Origin of the sequence: Streptomyces sp. P9-2 (genome assembly GCF_051903975.1) — a bacterium.
Classification (GTDB): Bacteria; Actinomycetota; Actinomycetes; order Streptomycetales; family Streptomycetaceae; genus Streptomyces; species Streptomyces cellulosae.
In genome coordinates this window covers 2,570,201-2,584,726 of the sequence record NZ_CP192633.1, presented here as the reverse complement: position 1 = coordinate 2,584,726, position 14,526 = coordinate 2,570,201, and the positions used below count along the sequence as shown (strand labels likewise).

Annotated in this window: 11 protein-coding genes; 7 read left to right on the top strand and 4 right to left on the bottom strand. The window is 75.3% G+C overall.

Annotated elements, in window-relative coordinates:
* Window position 1: 1 nt before the first annotated feature.
* Genes ACQY0Z_RS12015 through ACQY0Z_RS11995 form a run of 5 tightly spaced genes read left to right on the top strand, consistent with a single transcriptional unit; the run spans window position 2 to window position 5,587 of the window.
* Window positions 2-1,348: an O-antigen ligase family protein gene (locus tag ACQY0Z_RS12015; RefSeq protein WP_439812237.1), complete on the top strand. Its 1,347-nt coding sequence runs from the start codon at window positions 2-4 to the stop codon at window positions 1,346-1,348.
* Window positions 1,345-3,036 (top strand): lipid II flippase MurJ, encoded by a 1,692-nt coding sequence (locus tag ACQY0Z_RS12010; RefSeq protein ID WP_347226725.1) that lies wholly within the window; start codon window positions 1,345-1,347, stop codon window positions 3,034-3,036. The genes ACQY0Z_RS12015 and ACQY0Z_RS12010 overlap by 4 nt, the downstream gene beginning before the upstream one ends.
* A complete protein-coding gene (locus ACQY0Z_RS12005; protein ID WP_189898080.1) occupies window positions 3,020-3,787 on the top strand; it encodes a polysaccharide deacetylase family protein in 768 nt (255 codons plus the stop codon). Before ACQY0Z_RS12010 ends, ACQY0Z_RS12005 begins: the two co-directional genes overlap by 17 nt.
* Window position 3,788: 1 nt before the next feature.
* On the top strand, window positions 3,789-4,943 hold the full coding sequence (locus tag ACQY0Z_RS12000) for a glycosyltransferase (RefSeq protein ID WP_189898079.1): 1,155 nt from the start codon (window positions 3,789-3,791) through the stop codon (window positions 4,941-4,943).
* Window positions 4,940-5,587 carry a lipopolysaccharide biosynthesis protein gene (locus tag ACQY0Z_RS11995; protein ID WP_189898077.1) on the top strand — a complete coding sequence of 216 codons (648 nt, stop codon included), beginning with the start codon at window positions 4,940-4,942 and terminating at the stop codon, window positions 5,585-5,587. The genes ACQY0Z_RS12000 and ACQY0Z_RS11995 overlap by 4 nt, the downstream gene beginning before the upstream one ends.
* 26 nt (window positions 5,588-5,613) lie before the next feature.
* Here ACQY0Z_RS11995 and ACQY0Z_RS11990 read toward each other — a convergent pair whose 3' ends face one another.
* On the bottom strand, window positions 5,614-6,957 hold the full coding sequence (locus tag ACQY0Z_RS11990; RefSeq protein WP_439812236.1) for a glycoside hydrolase family 26 protein: 1,344 nt from the start codon (window positions 6,955-6,957) through the stop codon (window positions 5,614-5,616).
* Between the two features lie 169 nt (window positions 6,958-7,126).
* On the opposite strand from ACQY0Z_RS11990, the gene ACQY0Z_RS11985 reads away from it, so the two are divergent.
* Both ACQY0Z_RS11985 and ACQY0Z_RS11980 read left to right on the top strand, forming a co-directional pair.
* Window positions 7,127-8,383, top strand: coding sequence for a carboxylate--amine ligase (locus ACQY0Z_RS11985; RefSeq protein ID WP_439812235.1), 1,257 nt, complete (start codon window positions 7,127-7,129; stop codon window positions 8,381-8,383).
* A gap of 2 nt (window positions 8,384-8,385) precedes the next feature.
* The gene (locus ACQY0Z_RS11980) at window positions 8,386-9,651 is read left to right on the top strand and encodes an NAD(P)-binding domain-containing protein (protein WP_439813357.1); all 1,266 of its coding nucleotides are present in this window, start codon (window positions 8,386-8,388) and stop codon (window positions 9,649-9,651) included.
* Between the two features lie 101 nt (window positions 9,652-9,752).
* Here the strand turns inward: ACQY0Z_RS11980 and ACQY0Z_RS11975 are convergent, their stop codons facing one another.
* The 3 genes from ACQY0Z_RS11975 to ACQY0Z_RS11965 form a co-directional block, all read right to left on the bottom strand.
* Window positions 9,753-10,679 carry a chaplin gene (locus ACQY0Z_RS11975; protein ID WP_254586687.1) on the bottom strand — a complete coding sequence of 309 codons (927 nt, stop codon included), beginning with the start codon at window positions 10,677-10,679 and terminating at the stop codon, window positions 9,753-9,755.
* 180 nt (window positions 10,680-10,859) lie between these two features.
* Entirely contained in the window at window positions 10,860-11,762 is a 903-nt protein-coding gene (locus tag ACQY0Z_RS11970; RefSeq protein ID WP_189898071.1) for an ABC transporter permease, read from the bottom strand.
* Window positions 11,759-14,404, bottom strand: a complete 2,646-nt coding sequence (locus tag ACQY0Z_RS11965; protein WP_254586686.1) for an alpha/beta fold hydrolase — start codon at window positions 14,402-14,404, stop codon at window positions 11,759-11,761. Before ACQY0Z_RS11965 ends, ACQY0Z_RS11970 begins: the two co-directional genes overlap by 4 nt.
* Window positions 14,405-14,526: the final 122 nt, after the last annotated feature.

Genomic DNA, 14,526 nt, shown 5'->3' with positions numbered 1-14,526 from the left:
GGTGAGTCACGTCCCCGTACTGCCTCTGCCGCGCCGGGCCGCCCGGTCGGCGCCGGTGCTGCCCCTGGTGGCGGTCGTGGCGCTGCTGGGCCTCCCGGTCGCGGGCGACGGCGCGCAGCCCTCCGACGCGGTGTCCGCGCTGGTGGTCGGGTACTGCGTGATCCTGCTGCTGCGGGAGCGGCGGCGTCCGCTGTCGCCGCGCGCGGCGGTGGTGCTGGGACTGCCCGTGGCGGGGCTCGCGGTCGCCGCCATGGGCGCGGCCTCGCCGGCGGCGGGGATCGGCGGGATGGCCCGCTATCTGCAGGTGTTCGTGCTGGTCCCGGCGGCCGTGCTGGTGCTGCTGCGCGGGCGGGCCGACTTCCGGCTGCTGGCCTGGTCGTTCGTGGGGCTCGCGCTGTGGCAGGGGGCCGTCGGCGTGCACCAGTACGTCACCGGGACCGGCGCCTCCTACCAGGGCGAGACCGTCCGCGCGGTGGGCACCTTCGGGGCGCAGGACGTGATGGGCATGGCCACGGCGGTGGCGCTCGGCGTGGTCTGCGCGACCGGGCTCGCGCTGGGCCGCACCCCGTCCTGGCAGCGGGCCGTGGCGGCCGGGTGCGCGGCGGTGCTGCTGGTGCCGCTGGCGGTGTCCTTCAGCCGGGGCGCCTGGATCGCGACCGCCCTGACCTGCGTGGTGCAGCTCGCGCTGGCGGGGCTGCGGCGGGCGCTGAAGGCGGGGGCGGCCGTGGTCGCGGCGGGGGTGATCCTCGTGGGCGGCTTCGGGGTGGGCTCGGCGATGCTGCAGGAGCGGATCGACAGCATCACGCAGGTCGCGGACGCGCCCGACCAGTCCGTGGTCGACCGGTACACGCTGTGGGCGTCCGCCGTCGGCATGTGGCGCGAACAGCCGCTGACCGGGGTGGGGTTGAAGAACTTCCCGGAGTACCGCGACGGGCACGCCACGCTCGCGCTGTCCTCCGGCAGCGACATCGAGGGCGCCGGGGAGGCGTTCCACAAGCAGGCGCTGCTCTCCCCGCACAGCATGTATCTGCTGGTGCTCAGCGAGCAGGGGCTGCTCGGCTTCTGCGCGCTCGTGGGGAGCTGGCTGGCGCTGCTGGTGTGCGCGGTGCGGGGGCTCGCGCGGGCGCGGCGGGACGGGGCCGGTCTCGACTGTGCGCTGATCGCCTGCGGGCTGCTGCTGTGGCAGCTCGTCGACTACGTGTACGGCGACATCGGCGGCCCGTCGACCCTCCTGACCGGCGTCGCGCTGGGCCTGACGGCGTGGTGGGGGCTGGCGGAACGGGCCTCCGCGGACACGGCTCACCGGGACACCCTGCCCGGCCGCGTCGAGGAGGCGGTGGCCCGATGACGACACCCCGCACCGACTGCGCCCCGCCCCGGACCGCCGACGCGCCCCCTCCCCCGGTCGAGACGTCCGGAACCGGGTCCGAAGGCCAGGGCGACCCCAACCTCTCCCGCCGCTTCCTCGCCCGTGCCGCCCTGCTCACCGCCGCGCTGTCCATCGCCGGGTCGCTGCTCGGGCTGGTCCGGGACCAGTCGCTTGCGCGGCTGTTCGGGGCGGGGAGCGACACCGACGCGTTCCTCGTGGCGTGGACCGTGCCGGAGATGGCGGCGACGCTGCTGATCGAGGACGGGCTGGCGATCGCGCTGATCCCGGCGTTCAGCATGGCGCTGGCCCGGCGCGCGCGGGGCGTCCCGGGCGACCCGGTGCGGGAACTGGTGCGGGCCACGCTGCCCCGGCTGTGCCTGGCGTTCGCCGCGGTGGCCGCGCTGGCCGCCGTCGGGGCGCCGTACCTGGTGGCCGTGCTGGCGCCCGGGCTGCCGGACCCGCGGCTCGCAGTGGACTGCACCCGGCTGACCGCGCTCAGCCTGCTGGCGTTCGGGCTCGCCGGGTACTGCAGCGCCGCGCTGCGGGCGCACCGCCGCTTCCTCGCCCCGGCGGCGATCTACGTCGCGTACAACACGGGGATCATCGCGACGATGTTCGCCTTCGGCGGCGCGTGGGGGGTGCGCGCGGCGGCGGCCGGGGTCGCGGTGGGCGGCTGTCTGATGGTGGCCGTGCAACTGCCGTCGCTGTGGCGGCAGCTCACCTCCCGTACACCCGCGCGGGCCGCCTCCGTCGACGGTCCGGCGGACGAGGAGCGGCCGGTGCGGCTGGCGCTGATCGCGGCCGTGCTGCTGTTCGCGCTGTGCCGTCAGTCGCAGGTGCTGGTCGAGCGGTTCCTGGCGTCGTCGCTGCCCGCGGGCGCGATCTCGCACCTCAACTACGCGCAGAAGGTCGCGCAGATCCCGATGACGCTGTCGCTGATGGTGTGCACGGTGACGTTCCCGGTGGTGGCGCGGGCGCTGGCCGACGGGGACTCCGCGCGGGCCCGGGCGCGGGTGCAGCGGGACCTGGTGCTGGCGTCCTGCGTGGTGCTGCTGGGCCTGTGCGCGGTGGTCGCCTGCGCCCCGCAGATGATCGAACTGCTCTTCCAGCGGGGGGCGTTCACCGCGTCCGACACCGCCGCGACGGCCGATGTGATGCGGGTGTACGCGCTCGGCCTGCTGGGCCAGACCCTGGTGGGCGCTCTGGTCCGCTGCTACTTCTCGGCGGGCCACGCCCGCTGGTACCCGCTGGGCGTGATGGGCGTGGGCATCGTCGCCACGTCCCTGATCGGCGCGCTGGCCGTGGGCCGTTGGGGCGTGGCGGGGATCGCCGCGGCCAACGCCGCCGGGATCACCGTCACCGCCGTGCTGCTGCTCACCGGCCTGCGCGCGACCCGCTCCGGGGACGCGCCGAGTGTCACCGTCGGCGTCCGCCGGGTCCTCGGCGACCTGGGCCGGCCGGTCCTCGCCTCCGTCCTGGCCGTCGCCGCCGGGGTGTTCGCCGCCGGCCGGTTCGCCTCGCCCGTGGCGGCGCTCGCGGCCGGCTGCCTCGCCGTCACCGCCGTCTTCGTCCCGATCGCCCTGTCCGCCCTGGGCGTGGGCGCCGCCACCGTGCGGCGCTCCGTCCGTACCGTCACACGAAGGCTCACACATGGCCGCACCCGTTGAATCCCCGCTCGCCGACCGGACCCCCGCGGCGCGCCGTCCGGCGCCCGTGCCCTGGGTGGCGATGTACCACTCGGTGGGCGACTGCTCCGACGACCCGTACCGCATCACCGTCACCCCGGACCGGCTCGAGCACCAGCTGACCTGGCTGCGCCGGCGCGGGCTGCGGGGCGTGTCCGTGGCGGAGCTGCTGGACGCGCGCGCCCGCGGCGAGGGCCGTGACCTGGTCGGCCTGACCTTCGACGACGGTTACACCGACTTCCTGACCGGCGCGCTGCCGCTGCTGCGTCGGTTCCGGTTCGGCGCGACCCTGTTCGTGCTGCCGGGGCGGCTCGGCGGCGACAACGCCTGGGACCCGCTGGGCCCGCGCAAGCCGCTGCTGGACGCGGACGGCATCCGGCGCGCCATCGGGGAGGGCGTGGAGATCGGCTCGCACGGGCTGACCCACGTCGACCTGACCCGCGCCGACGACACGCTCCTGGCCGCCGAGGTGACGAGGAGCCGCGCCCAACTCGCCGAGCTGACCGGCGCCCCCGTGGACGGCTTCTGCTACCCGTACGGCACGGTCGACGCGCGCGCCGTCGAGGCCGTGCGGAAGGCCGGTTACCGGTACGCCTGCGCCATCGACCCGGGCCCGCTGACCGGCCCGCACGCCCTGCCGCGGGCGCACGTCGGGCAGAACGACACGGCGTGGCGGCTGCACCTGAAGCTGCGGCTGCACCGCTGGCGCCGCCGTCCGGTGGAGGGCGTCTGAGATGAGGGCGCTGCACATCATCACCGGCCTCGGCGTGGGCGGCGCCGAACAGCAGCTGCGGCTGCTCCTGCGGCATCTGCCCGTCGACTGCGACGTGGTGACGCTCACCAACCCGGGCCCGGTCGCCGAGGGCCTGCGCGCCGACGGGGTGCGGGTGCTGCACCTGGGCATGGCGGGCAACCGCGACGTGGGCGTGCTGCCGCGCCTGGTCCGCGTGATCCGCTCCGGCGGCTACGACCTGGTCCACACCCACCTCTACCGGGCCTGCGTGTACGGCAGGCCGGCCGCCCGGATGGCGGGGGTGCGGGCGGTCGTGGCGACCGAGCACTCGCTGGGCGACTCCCAGATGGAGGGCCGCGCGCTCACGCAGGGCGTACGGGCGCTGTACCTGGCGAGCGAACGGCTCGGCTCGGCGACGGTCGCCGTCTCCCCGACGGTGGCGGACCGGCTGAAGCGGTGGGGGGTGCCCGCTCCGCGGATCGAGGTGGTGCCGAACGGCATCGAGCTGGACCGCTTCCGCTTCGACCTCGAGCGGCGGGAGCGCACCCGCAGGCGGCTCGGGCTGCCGGACGGCGCGTTCGTCGTCGGCGGGGTGGGCCGGCTCGCCCCCGGCAAGCGGTTCGACGTGCTGGTGCGGGCGCTGGCCCTGCTGCCGGAGGACTGCTGGCTGCTGCTGGTGGGCGGCGGCCCCGAGGAGCACGTGCTGCGCCGCACCGCCCACGAGGCCGGGGTGTCGGGGCGAGTGCTGTTCACCGGGGAGCGGCCCGCCGTGCCCGACGGCTCCCCCGGCCCCGACCTGCCCTCGCTCACCTCGGCGATGGACCTGTTCGCCTCCCCGTCCACGGAGGAGGCGTTCGGCCTGGCGGCCGTGGAGGCCCTGGCCGCCGGGCTGCCCGTGCTGCACGGGTCGTGCCCGGCGATCGAGGACCTGCCGCCGGACGCCTCGGCCGGCGCGCGGCGGGTGCGCGGCGGCCCGGAGGAGTACGCCCGGGCGATCGCCGAGGTCCGCGCGGCGGGCCCGGCCCCGCGCACGGCCGCCGAGGCCGCCCGGCACTACAGCATCACCCGCAGCTCGGCCCGCCTCATGGACGTGTACGCGGCCGCCGTGGCCGGCCCCTCCCCCTCCCTCCACGTCAAGGAAGCACCGTCCTCATGACCGACACTCCGACCCGTCTGCGTCTGCCGTCCCTGGACCGCGTCAGAAGGCTGCCTGCCTGGTCCGCGCTGGTGGCGGGCACGCTGCTCGGCGGTCTGTCCGGCGGCGTGTACGGCCTTGTCAGCCCGGCCGAGTACACGGCCACCAGTTACGTCGTGGCCGTCCCCACCGACCAGGCCACCCCGGAGTCCGCGCGCGGCTTCGCGCAGGCCTACGGGCGGGTGGCCACCCAGCTCGCGGTGCTCGGCGACGCGCAGGTGTGGGCCGGGGTCCCGGTGCGCACCCTGCGGGACGGCGTGCGCACGGCGACCTCGCCGGACGCGCCGATGGTGTCCGTCACCGCCACGTCGGAGAAGCCCGGGACGGCGGTCGACATGGCGAACGCGGTGGCGCGGGCGCTGACCCGGCACGCGGAGGACACCAAGGACAGCACCCGGGTGCGCCTGGTGCAGTTCTCCCGCGCGGTGAAGCCGTCCGCGCCCGCCTCCGCGTCGCCCGCGGTGACCGCCCTGGTCGGGGCGAGCGCGGGCGGGCTGCTCGGCGGTCTGGCGCTGCTGGCCCGGCCCCGCCGCGGCCGCGACGGGCAGCCCGCGCCCAGCGCCTCCGTGCCCGGCCCGGCCTCCGCCGCCGACGTGCCGCGGTGACGGCGGTGGGCCGGACGGTCCCGGCGTCACCCGGTGCGCGACCACCAGTCGAGCCGCAGGCACAGCTTCCCGCCGAGCCAGTGCTCCACCCAGCGTCCGAGGTCCAGCGGCATGCAGTGGTCCGGCAGCTGCGGTCCCGTGGGCGGCTCGGTGGGCGCCGGGGTCTGCGGGTCCTCGGGCGTGCGGCCGTAGAGGGCGTTGCGGAAGACGCGGGAGGCGTCCGGGTTGTCGTCGCACTGCCAGACGCCGTGCGGGCAGTAGTCGGTGACCGTGTGGTAGAGCGGCCGGTGCTGCTGCATCCAGTTGAGCATGCGGCGCATGTACTCGGGATTGTCGCCGTTGCGGAAAAGCCCCCACTCCGGATAGGCGATGGGCTTCTTGTGCGCCTTGGCGAAATCGACGTGCGCCTGGAGTCCGTACGGTTCCTTCACCTGTTCGTCGAAGGACATTCCGCGCGGCTGGTCGTAGGAGTCCATTCCGATGATGTCGACGGTGTCGTCGCCGGGATAGCACTGCGTCCACGGCACGGCGTCGCGGCCGCGGTTGGGCGTGAACTCGAACCGGAATTCCTGGCCGGGGACGGAACGCATCGTGGTGACGATGCGGTTCCAGTACTTCTTCCAGTTCTCCGGGTCGGGTCCGCAGCGGTGGGTGTAGGTGACGCCGTTCATCTCCCAGCCGAGCACCAGGATGGTGTCGGGGATCTCCAGCTCGACGAGGCGTTCGGCGAGGACGCGGAAGTGGTGGTCGAACTCGCCGGCCGCGCCCCGCCGCAGCAGCTCGCGGACCTCCCCGTCGGGCACGCCCGCCTCGTTGCGCTCCTGGAGCGGGACGTTGAGGACGAGCATCCGCTTGTCGTCGGCGTTGCGCCAGCGCGCCCAGTCCTCGAGGAAGCCGACGTCGCCCTCGATGTCCCGCCAGTGGTTGCCGGGCAGATAGGTGTGGCCCACGCGCAGTTCGGCGCCGCCGAGCCAGCGGCTGAGCTGTTCCATCCGCTCCACGCCGCGCGCGTCGGAGGCGAGGAACGCGCCGAACGGGGGCACGCCCTTCGCGGCGGGCACGGACGGCGGCCGCAGCTCCGCGACGGAGGGCAGCTCGGGCACGGACACGGCGGGGATGTCGACGTCGGGTGTGGGGAACGCCGACGCGGCGGGCTCGGCGCCCGGCGCGGGCGGGGCTCCGGCGGCCGGCGTGGGCGGGGCTCCGGCGGCCGGCGTGGGGCGCCCGGTGGGGCCCGGCAGCGCGGCCCCGGCGTCGTGCATGGGCGCCGCGCCGGCCGCCGGGCCCGCCGCCAGGGCCGCCGACACGGCGACCGCCGCCGCGCCCACGGCCAGGGCGCGGGCCCGGACCCGCCTGTGCTGTGGGGCCATTGGCTGCTCCTCTTCTCGCTCGCGTCCGCCTGCTGCCTGATGCCTCGCTGTTGACGAACAGTCATATGAAGTCAGCCATACGAAATACGACAGTGCCACTGTCGATGCGGCTTTCGAGTGCCGTTCTCGCCCGTGTGGGTGAGACGGCGCCAGGAGAAAGTGAGAATGCGTGTCCTTGCTTGACACCCGGGTCCCCGCGGTTGTTCTGCGGATCGACCGGAATCCCTTTCATCACGGCACCTTGGGCGCCGTCCGGTCGCTCGGCCGGGCAGGGGTGGACGTGCATGTCGTCGCCGACTGCACGGGAAGTCCCGTGGCGCGTTCGCGCTTTGTGCGCCGGCTCCATGCCCCGCCGCCCCCGGACGCGTCCGCCGACGAGATGCTCGCCGTGCTGCGCCGGGTCGCCGCCCAGGTGGGCCGTCCGGCCGTGCTGGTGCCGATGGACGACGCCACCGCGATCGCCACGGCCCGGCTGCGCGAGGAGCTCACCGGCTCCTACCTGCTGCCGGTGATGCCGTCCGCGCTGCCCGAACGCGTCGCGGACAAGGCCGGACTGGCCGTCGTGTGCGCCGCGGTGGGCGTGCCGCACCCGCGCACGGAGGTCCCGGACACCCCGGCGCAGGCCGCGGAGGACGCGCTGCGGCTCGGGCTGCCGGTGGTCGCCAAGTGGAGCCGCCCCTGGCTGCTCCCCGCGGGCTCCGGGCTGCGCAGCACCCAGGTGCTGCACACCGCCCGCGAGGCGCGGGAGCTTCACGCGCGCACCGCGGAGGCGGGCAGTCCGCTGCTGCTCCAGACGTACCTTCCGCCCGGCACCGACCGGGACTGGTTCTTCCACGGCTACGCCGACCGCACGGGTACCGTGCGCGCGGGCGGGCCGGGCAGCAAGCACCTGTCCTGGCCGCGCGGCGCGGGACTGACCGCGGTGGGCCGCTGGACGCCCAACTCGGAGGTGATCGCGCTCGCCGAGCGGATCACCGGCGAGCTGGGCTACCGCGGCATCTTCGACCTGGATTTCCGCCGCTGCGGCGCCACCGGCCGCTACCACCTCCTCGACTTCAACCCGCGCCCCGGCGCCCAGTTCCGGCTGTTCACCGACAGCGCCGGACTGGACGTCGTACGGGCGCTGCACGCGGACCTGACGGGGCGTGACCTGCCGGACGGCGATCCGGTGACCGGCAGGGCGTTCGTGGTGGAGAACTACGCGCCCCTCGCCGCGCTGCGTCCCGCGCCCGGCGGCCGCGAACTGGCCTGGTGGGCGGGCGACGACCGCGCCCCGGGCCTCGCGATGTGGGCCCTGTGGGCCCGTCATGTGTCCGGCCGGCTGCGCCGGCGGCTGGGCGCCGCGGCCGAGGTCCCGGCGCAGCGCCCGGCTCCCCGGGCGAACACGCCCTCCCTGACGACCGACAACGAGAAAGCGAGCAGCTGATGATGTACGACCTTCTGGTGGTGGGCGCGGGTCCGTACGGTCTGTCGATCGCGTCGCACGCGGCGGCCGCCGGACTGAACCTGCGTGTCTTCGGCCGGCCCATGGCGTCCTGGCGGGACCACATGCCGGCCGGGATGTTCCTGAAGTCGGAGCCGTGGGCGTCCAACCTGTCCGACCCCGCGGGACGCTGGCGGCTCGACGCGTACTGCGCGGAGCGGGGCCTGACCGCCCGTCACGCGCACCCCATCCCGGTGGAGGACTTCGCCTCGTACGGGCTGTGGTTCGCGCGCAACGCCGTGCCGGACGTGGACGAGCGGATGATCGCGCGGGTGTCGTCGGGACCCGAGGGCTTCTGCGCGGTCGCCGAGGACGGGGAGGTGCTGCACGCGCGGACGGTGGCGCTGGCGGTGGGCGTGATGCCGTTCATCGAGGTGCCGTCGGCGCTGCGCGGTCTGCACCCGACGCTGGTGACGCACAGCAGCCACCACAGCGACCTGGGCCCGTTCCAGGGCAAGGACGTCACGGTGATCGGCGGCGGGCAGGCGGCGCTGGAGACGGCGGCGCTTCTCGCCGAGCAGGGCACGCGGGTGCGGGTGCTGGCGCGGGCGGAGCGGCTGTGCTGGAACGACGTGCCGCCGCCGTGGGAGCGGCCGTGGTGGCAGTCGCTGCGCTCGCCGCACAGCGGTCTGGGTCCGGGCTGGCGGAACTGGTTCTACGCGGAGCGGCCTGGGCTGTACCGGCGGCTGCCGGAGGCGACGCGGGCGAGGATCGCGGCGACGGCGCTGGGTCCCGCGGGCGCCTGGTGGGTGCGGGAGAGGGTGGAGCGCGCGGTGGATCTGATGCCGGGGCACGAGGTGACGGCGGCGGCCGCGGTGCCGGGCGGGCTGCGGCTCGAGCTGGTGGACCTGTCGGGCGCGCGGCGCACGATGGAGACGGAGCACGTTATCGCCGCCACCGGGTTCAAGGCGCACCGTGACCGGCTGGGGCTGCTGTCGGCGGAGCTGCGGGGCGCGATGACGGCGCTGCCAGGCGGGTCGCCGGTGCTGGACCGGGGCTTCGAGTCGTCGTACCCGGGGCTGTTCCTGGCGGGTCTGGTGACGGCGTCCGGGTTCGGTCCTGCGATGCGGTTCGTGCACGGCGCGACGTTCACGGCGTCGACGCTGGTGCAGGGGGTGCGCAGGCGGCTGCGGGCGGCCCCGGTGCGCGGCTCGGTGCCGGTGCCCGCGGGTCCGGGCCGTGGCGGCACGCCGGCTCCGGTGCGCGGCTGACGGGCCGTACGACGAGGCGTCCCCCGGACCGGGTGGTCCGGGGGACGTTTCGTGCCGGGGCGCGGACGCCGGGTGGGGTGGGCCCGGCGTCCGCGGGGCCGTCAGCGGCGGGCGCCGACGCGGCCGCGGCGGTACAGCATGGCGCCGCCGGTGAGCAGCACGGCGCCGGCGGCGGAGGCGGCCATCAGACCGTCGGTGCCGGTCTCGGCGAGGTGCGGCGGGCCGTCGGGGGTGTGGGCCGGCGGCTCCTCGGGGGCCGGAGGCGTCTTCACCTTGACGGGCGGCTCGGGCTTGTCCTTCTCGGGCGTCTTCTCCGGCTCCTTCTCCTCGTGGTGGCCGGAGACGTTGACGCAGGTGTTGTCGCTCGCCTCGTTGAACAGGCCCACGAGGTTCAGGCTGTTGCCGCAGGCGTTCACCGGAACGTGGATGGGCGCCTGGATGAGGTTGCCGGACAGCACGCCGGGCGAGCCCTTGGCGGCACCGACCGCGTGGGCCCCGCCGCTCCCGGAGTGCGAGCCGCCCGAGGAGGCCTCGTGGTGGGGGTCCGCCGAGCGGTCGGAGGACTTCTTGTCGCCGTGCGAGCCGTGCGAGCCCTCGGAGACGTTGGCGCAGGTGTTGTCGGAGGCGCTGTTGAAGCCGCCGCCGATGGTGACGTCGTTGCCGCACGCGTTCACGGGGGCGTGGACGGGCGCCTGCACGTTGTTCCCGGACAGCACACCGGGCGAGCCCTTGGCCTCGCCGGACGCGTGCGCGCCGCCGGCCTTCTCACCGTGGTGGCCGCCGGACTCGTTGACGCACGTGTTGTCGGACGCGCTGTTGAATGCGCCCACGCCGGTGACGGTGTTGCCGCACGCGTTCACCGGCACGTGGACCGGCGCCTGCACGTTGTTCCCGGACAGCACACCGGGAGAATCCTCGGCACCGCCCCCCGCGAACGAGTCGGCGAGGGCGGGGGTTCCGTACAGGGACAGAATGCCCGTGGCGGCAGCGGCCGCCGTGAACACTCCCCTGCTCAGGGTCTGTCGCAATGTGGTTGTCTTCCTGCTTGAAGATCGGGAGGCCGGCCCCGGCATGGAGAGAGGCGGCCGAGGCCGCGCGTCACGGCCCCGGCTGCCCTGTGGCCTGTCTCCCTCTCCAACCCTGCCGCGCGGAATCGGTTGCGCAGGTTCACCCGGTCGGCCGCGTGGGCGTCACGCGGCCCTGGGCGGTCAGGACACCACGTCCTTGCGGGCGAACCCGCGGAACGCCAGTGCGAACAGCACGAGCGCGTACGTCACGGACACCGACGCGCCCTGGATCATGCCGGACCACTCCGGGACGGGCTGGACGGCGTCCGCCCAGGCGAACTGCCAGTGGGCGGGCAGGAAGTGCCGCCAGTCGCCGAGGGCGGTGACGGCGTCCAGGACGTTGCCGACGATGGTCAGGCCGACGGCGCCGCCGACCGCGCCCAGCGGGGCGTCGGTGCGGGTGGACAGCCAGAACGCGAGCGCGGCGGTGACCAGTTGCGACACGAACAGGTACGCGACGATCACCACGAGCCGCCCGGCGGCGGTGCCCGCGTCGAGCGTGCCGCCGGTGGGGATGTGCAGCGGGCCCCAGCCGTAGGCGACGGTGCCGACGGCGAGCGCGACCACCGGCAGCAGCACCATCGCGGCGAGGCTCAGCCCGAGTCCGACGACCAGCTTGGACCACAGCAGCCGCATCCGGGGGACGGGCGCGGCGAGCAGGTAGCGCAGGGAGGACCAGCCGGCCTCGGAGGCGACGGTGTCCCCGCAGAACAGGGCGACCGGGATGACCAGCAGGAAGCCCGCCGACACGAAGAGGCTGACGGCGGCGAAGTTCGCGCCGGACGCCGTGGCCGTGTCCATCAGGTTCACGCGGGAGTTGCGGCCCTCGGGCTCGCCGCCGATCGCGAAGGCGGTCACCAGCACGAACGGCAGCAGGGCGAGGACCGCGCCCATGACGAGGGTGCGCCGCCGCTTGAGCTGGCGGACCAGCTCGACGCGCAGCGGCAGGGTGCGGCCGGCGCGGTAGCCGGCCGCGGTCGCGGCGGGGGCGGGCGGCTGCCCGTGGGCCGTGGACTCCTCGGCCCGCTCGGTGAGCGCGCTCATGCGGATCCTCCGATCAGGGTGAGGAAGGCGTCCTCGAGGCGGCGGTGGGGGCCCACGGACGTCACGGGCACCTCCAGCCGGACCAGTTCCGCGATCAGCCGGGGGGCGGTGCCGTCGGCGCCGAGCCGGACCAGCAGCCCCTCGTCGGTGCGGACGGCGGACTCGACGCCGGGCAGCGCGGCGACCTTCCCGGCGAGGGGTTCCTCGACGGGCGTGACGGTGCCGACGAGGAGGGTGTCGCCGGAGCCGACGATGTCGTGCACCGGTCCGGCCTGGACGAGCCGGCCGCGGTCCATGACGACGAGGTGGGTGCAGGACTGCTCGACCTCCGCCAGCAGATGGCTGGAGACGATCACCGTGCGTCCGGCGGCCGCGTAACGGATCATCACCTCGCGCATCTCGCGGATCTGCGGCGGGTCGAGGCCGTTGGTCGGTTCGTCGAGGATCAGCAGGTCGGGCAGGCCGAGCATGGCCTGCGCGATGGCGAGGCGCTGGCGCATGCCCTGCGAGTAGGTGCGCACGGCACGGGCGAGCGCGTCGCCGAGGCCGGCGATCTCCAGGGCCTCGTCGAGACGGGCGTCCTCGGGCGGGCGGCCGGTGGCGGCCCAGTACAGCTCCAGGTTCTCCCGGCCGGACAGGTGCGGCAGGAAGCCCGCGCCCTCGACGAAGGCGCCGACCCGGGACAGCACGGGCGCGCCGGGCCGCACGGCGTGGCCGAAGACGCGGATCTCGCCGTCGTCGGGCTTGATGAGGCCCATCAGCATGCGCAGGGTGGTGGTCTTGCCGGCGCCGTTGGGTCCGAGCAGGCCGAGCACCTGGCCCTTCTCCACGCGGAACGACAGGTCCCGTACGGCGTACCGGTCGGCGGAGCGGGCGTACCGCTTGCTCAGGCCGGTGATCTGGAGGGGCACGTCGGCCAGGTCCGGGTCGGGGGCCGGGGCGGTGGTGCGGCGACGGGCGGTGAGGAGCAGCGCGAGGGCCACGAGCGCGCCCACGACCGGGAGCCACACCACCCAGGAGGGCAGCGGGGCCGCGGCGGTGGTGACGCCGGGCGCGGTGGGCACCGTCAGGTCGCCCTCGAGGGACACGGTGTACGTCGCCGGGGCGGCCGGGGAGGCGTAGGCGAGGTCGGTGGAGGCGAGGACCAGGCGGAGCCGGTGGCCCTTGCGGACCTCGTGGTCGACGGCCGGGAGGGTGAGCTCGACGTCCTTGCCGGCGCGGGCGCCCTCGACGCGGAAGGGGGTGACGAGCTGGGAGGGCAGCACCTGCTGGCGGCCGTCGGGGCCGACGTCGTAGAGCTTGGCGAAGAGGACGGCGTCGTCGCTGGTGGACGTCACGCGGACGGTGACGGTCGGGGAGCCGGTGACGCGCAGGTCGCGGGTGACGGGGGCGGACTCGAAGCGGGCGTGCTGGCCCGGGAAGTCGAGGGAGACGCCGATGCCGAGGGAGGAGAGCTGGGAGAGGCCGCCGGAGCCGCCGATGCCGGGCAGGGCGGACACGGCGGGCGGGTTGGCGCCGGCCGGGTTGGCGAAGCGCTGCTCACGGCCGGTCAGCTCCACCGTGCGCGTGCCGCCGTGCAGACCGGGGTAGGCGTCGGCGCTCGCGCCCCGCAGCTGGGCCTGGCCGTCGGTGGAGTCGACGCCTCCGGTGCGGGTGACGCGGAAGGCGGGGCCGGTGTCGGCGCCCTCGTCGTCCTTGAGGTAGCGGTCGAACCAGGCGCGGACGCGCTGCTGCAGGCGGTCGGTCTCGGGGTCGCCTCCGTCGTGGCCGCCGGCCAGCCAGTCGACCGTGACGGGGGCGCCGTTGGCGCGGATCGCCCGGGCGGCGGCGTCGGCCTGGCCGAGCGGGAACAGGGAGTCGGTCTGGCCCTGCATCAGCAGGGTGGGCACGTCGATGCGGTCGGCGACGGCGACCGGGGAACGGGCTTCGAGGAGCGCCCGTGCCCGGGCGTCGGGCACGCCGGACTCGGCGACGCGCTCGTACATGGCGCACAGCTCGGGCTCGAAGCGGGCGCAGCCGCCGCCGGAGGTGACGAAGGCGCCGGCCCACAGCTTCTTGAACACGCCGTTGGGGAACAGCGCTTCGGCCAGGTCGAAGTAGGTGATGGCCGGGGCGACGGCGTCGACGCGGTCGTCGTAGGCGGCGCCGAGGAGGGCGATGGCCCCGCCGTACGAGTTGCCGGCCATGCCCACGCGGGGGTCGCCGGCCTTGTCGAGGCGGACCTCGGGGCGGGTGGCCAGCCAGTCGACGAGCCGGGAGACGTCGGCGACCTCGCCCTGAGGGTCGTTCAGCCCGATCTTCCCGGTGGACCGGCCGAAGCCGCGCGCGGACCAGGTGAGGACGGCGTACCCGTCGCGGGCGAGGTCCTCGGCCTGGGCGCGGACGTCCTCCTTGCTGCCGCCGAATCCGTGCCCGAGCAGCACGGCGGGACGGCGGCCGTCGGAGCCCGCGGTGAAGAAGGAGGTGTCGATGCGCACCCCGTCGTCCGTGGCCATGACGCGGTCGGCGCGGCGCACCTGGGGCGCGTCGTCGGAGGCGACGGCGGTCCAGGTGCCGGCCCCGGCGAGCACGACGACGGCGGCCGCGGCGGCGAGGACACGCCGGGGCCGCGGCCGCCTGAGGCCGGACAGTCGAAGATCCATGCGTCAACCGTACGGGGTCCGCCTGTCGGTCCGATGTCGACCGGAGACCGAACCGGGGGACCTCCCGGGGGTGTACGCGCGTGTGGCCGCGTACCGCGTGCGCGGTACACGGCCACACGTCC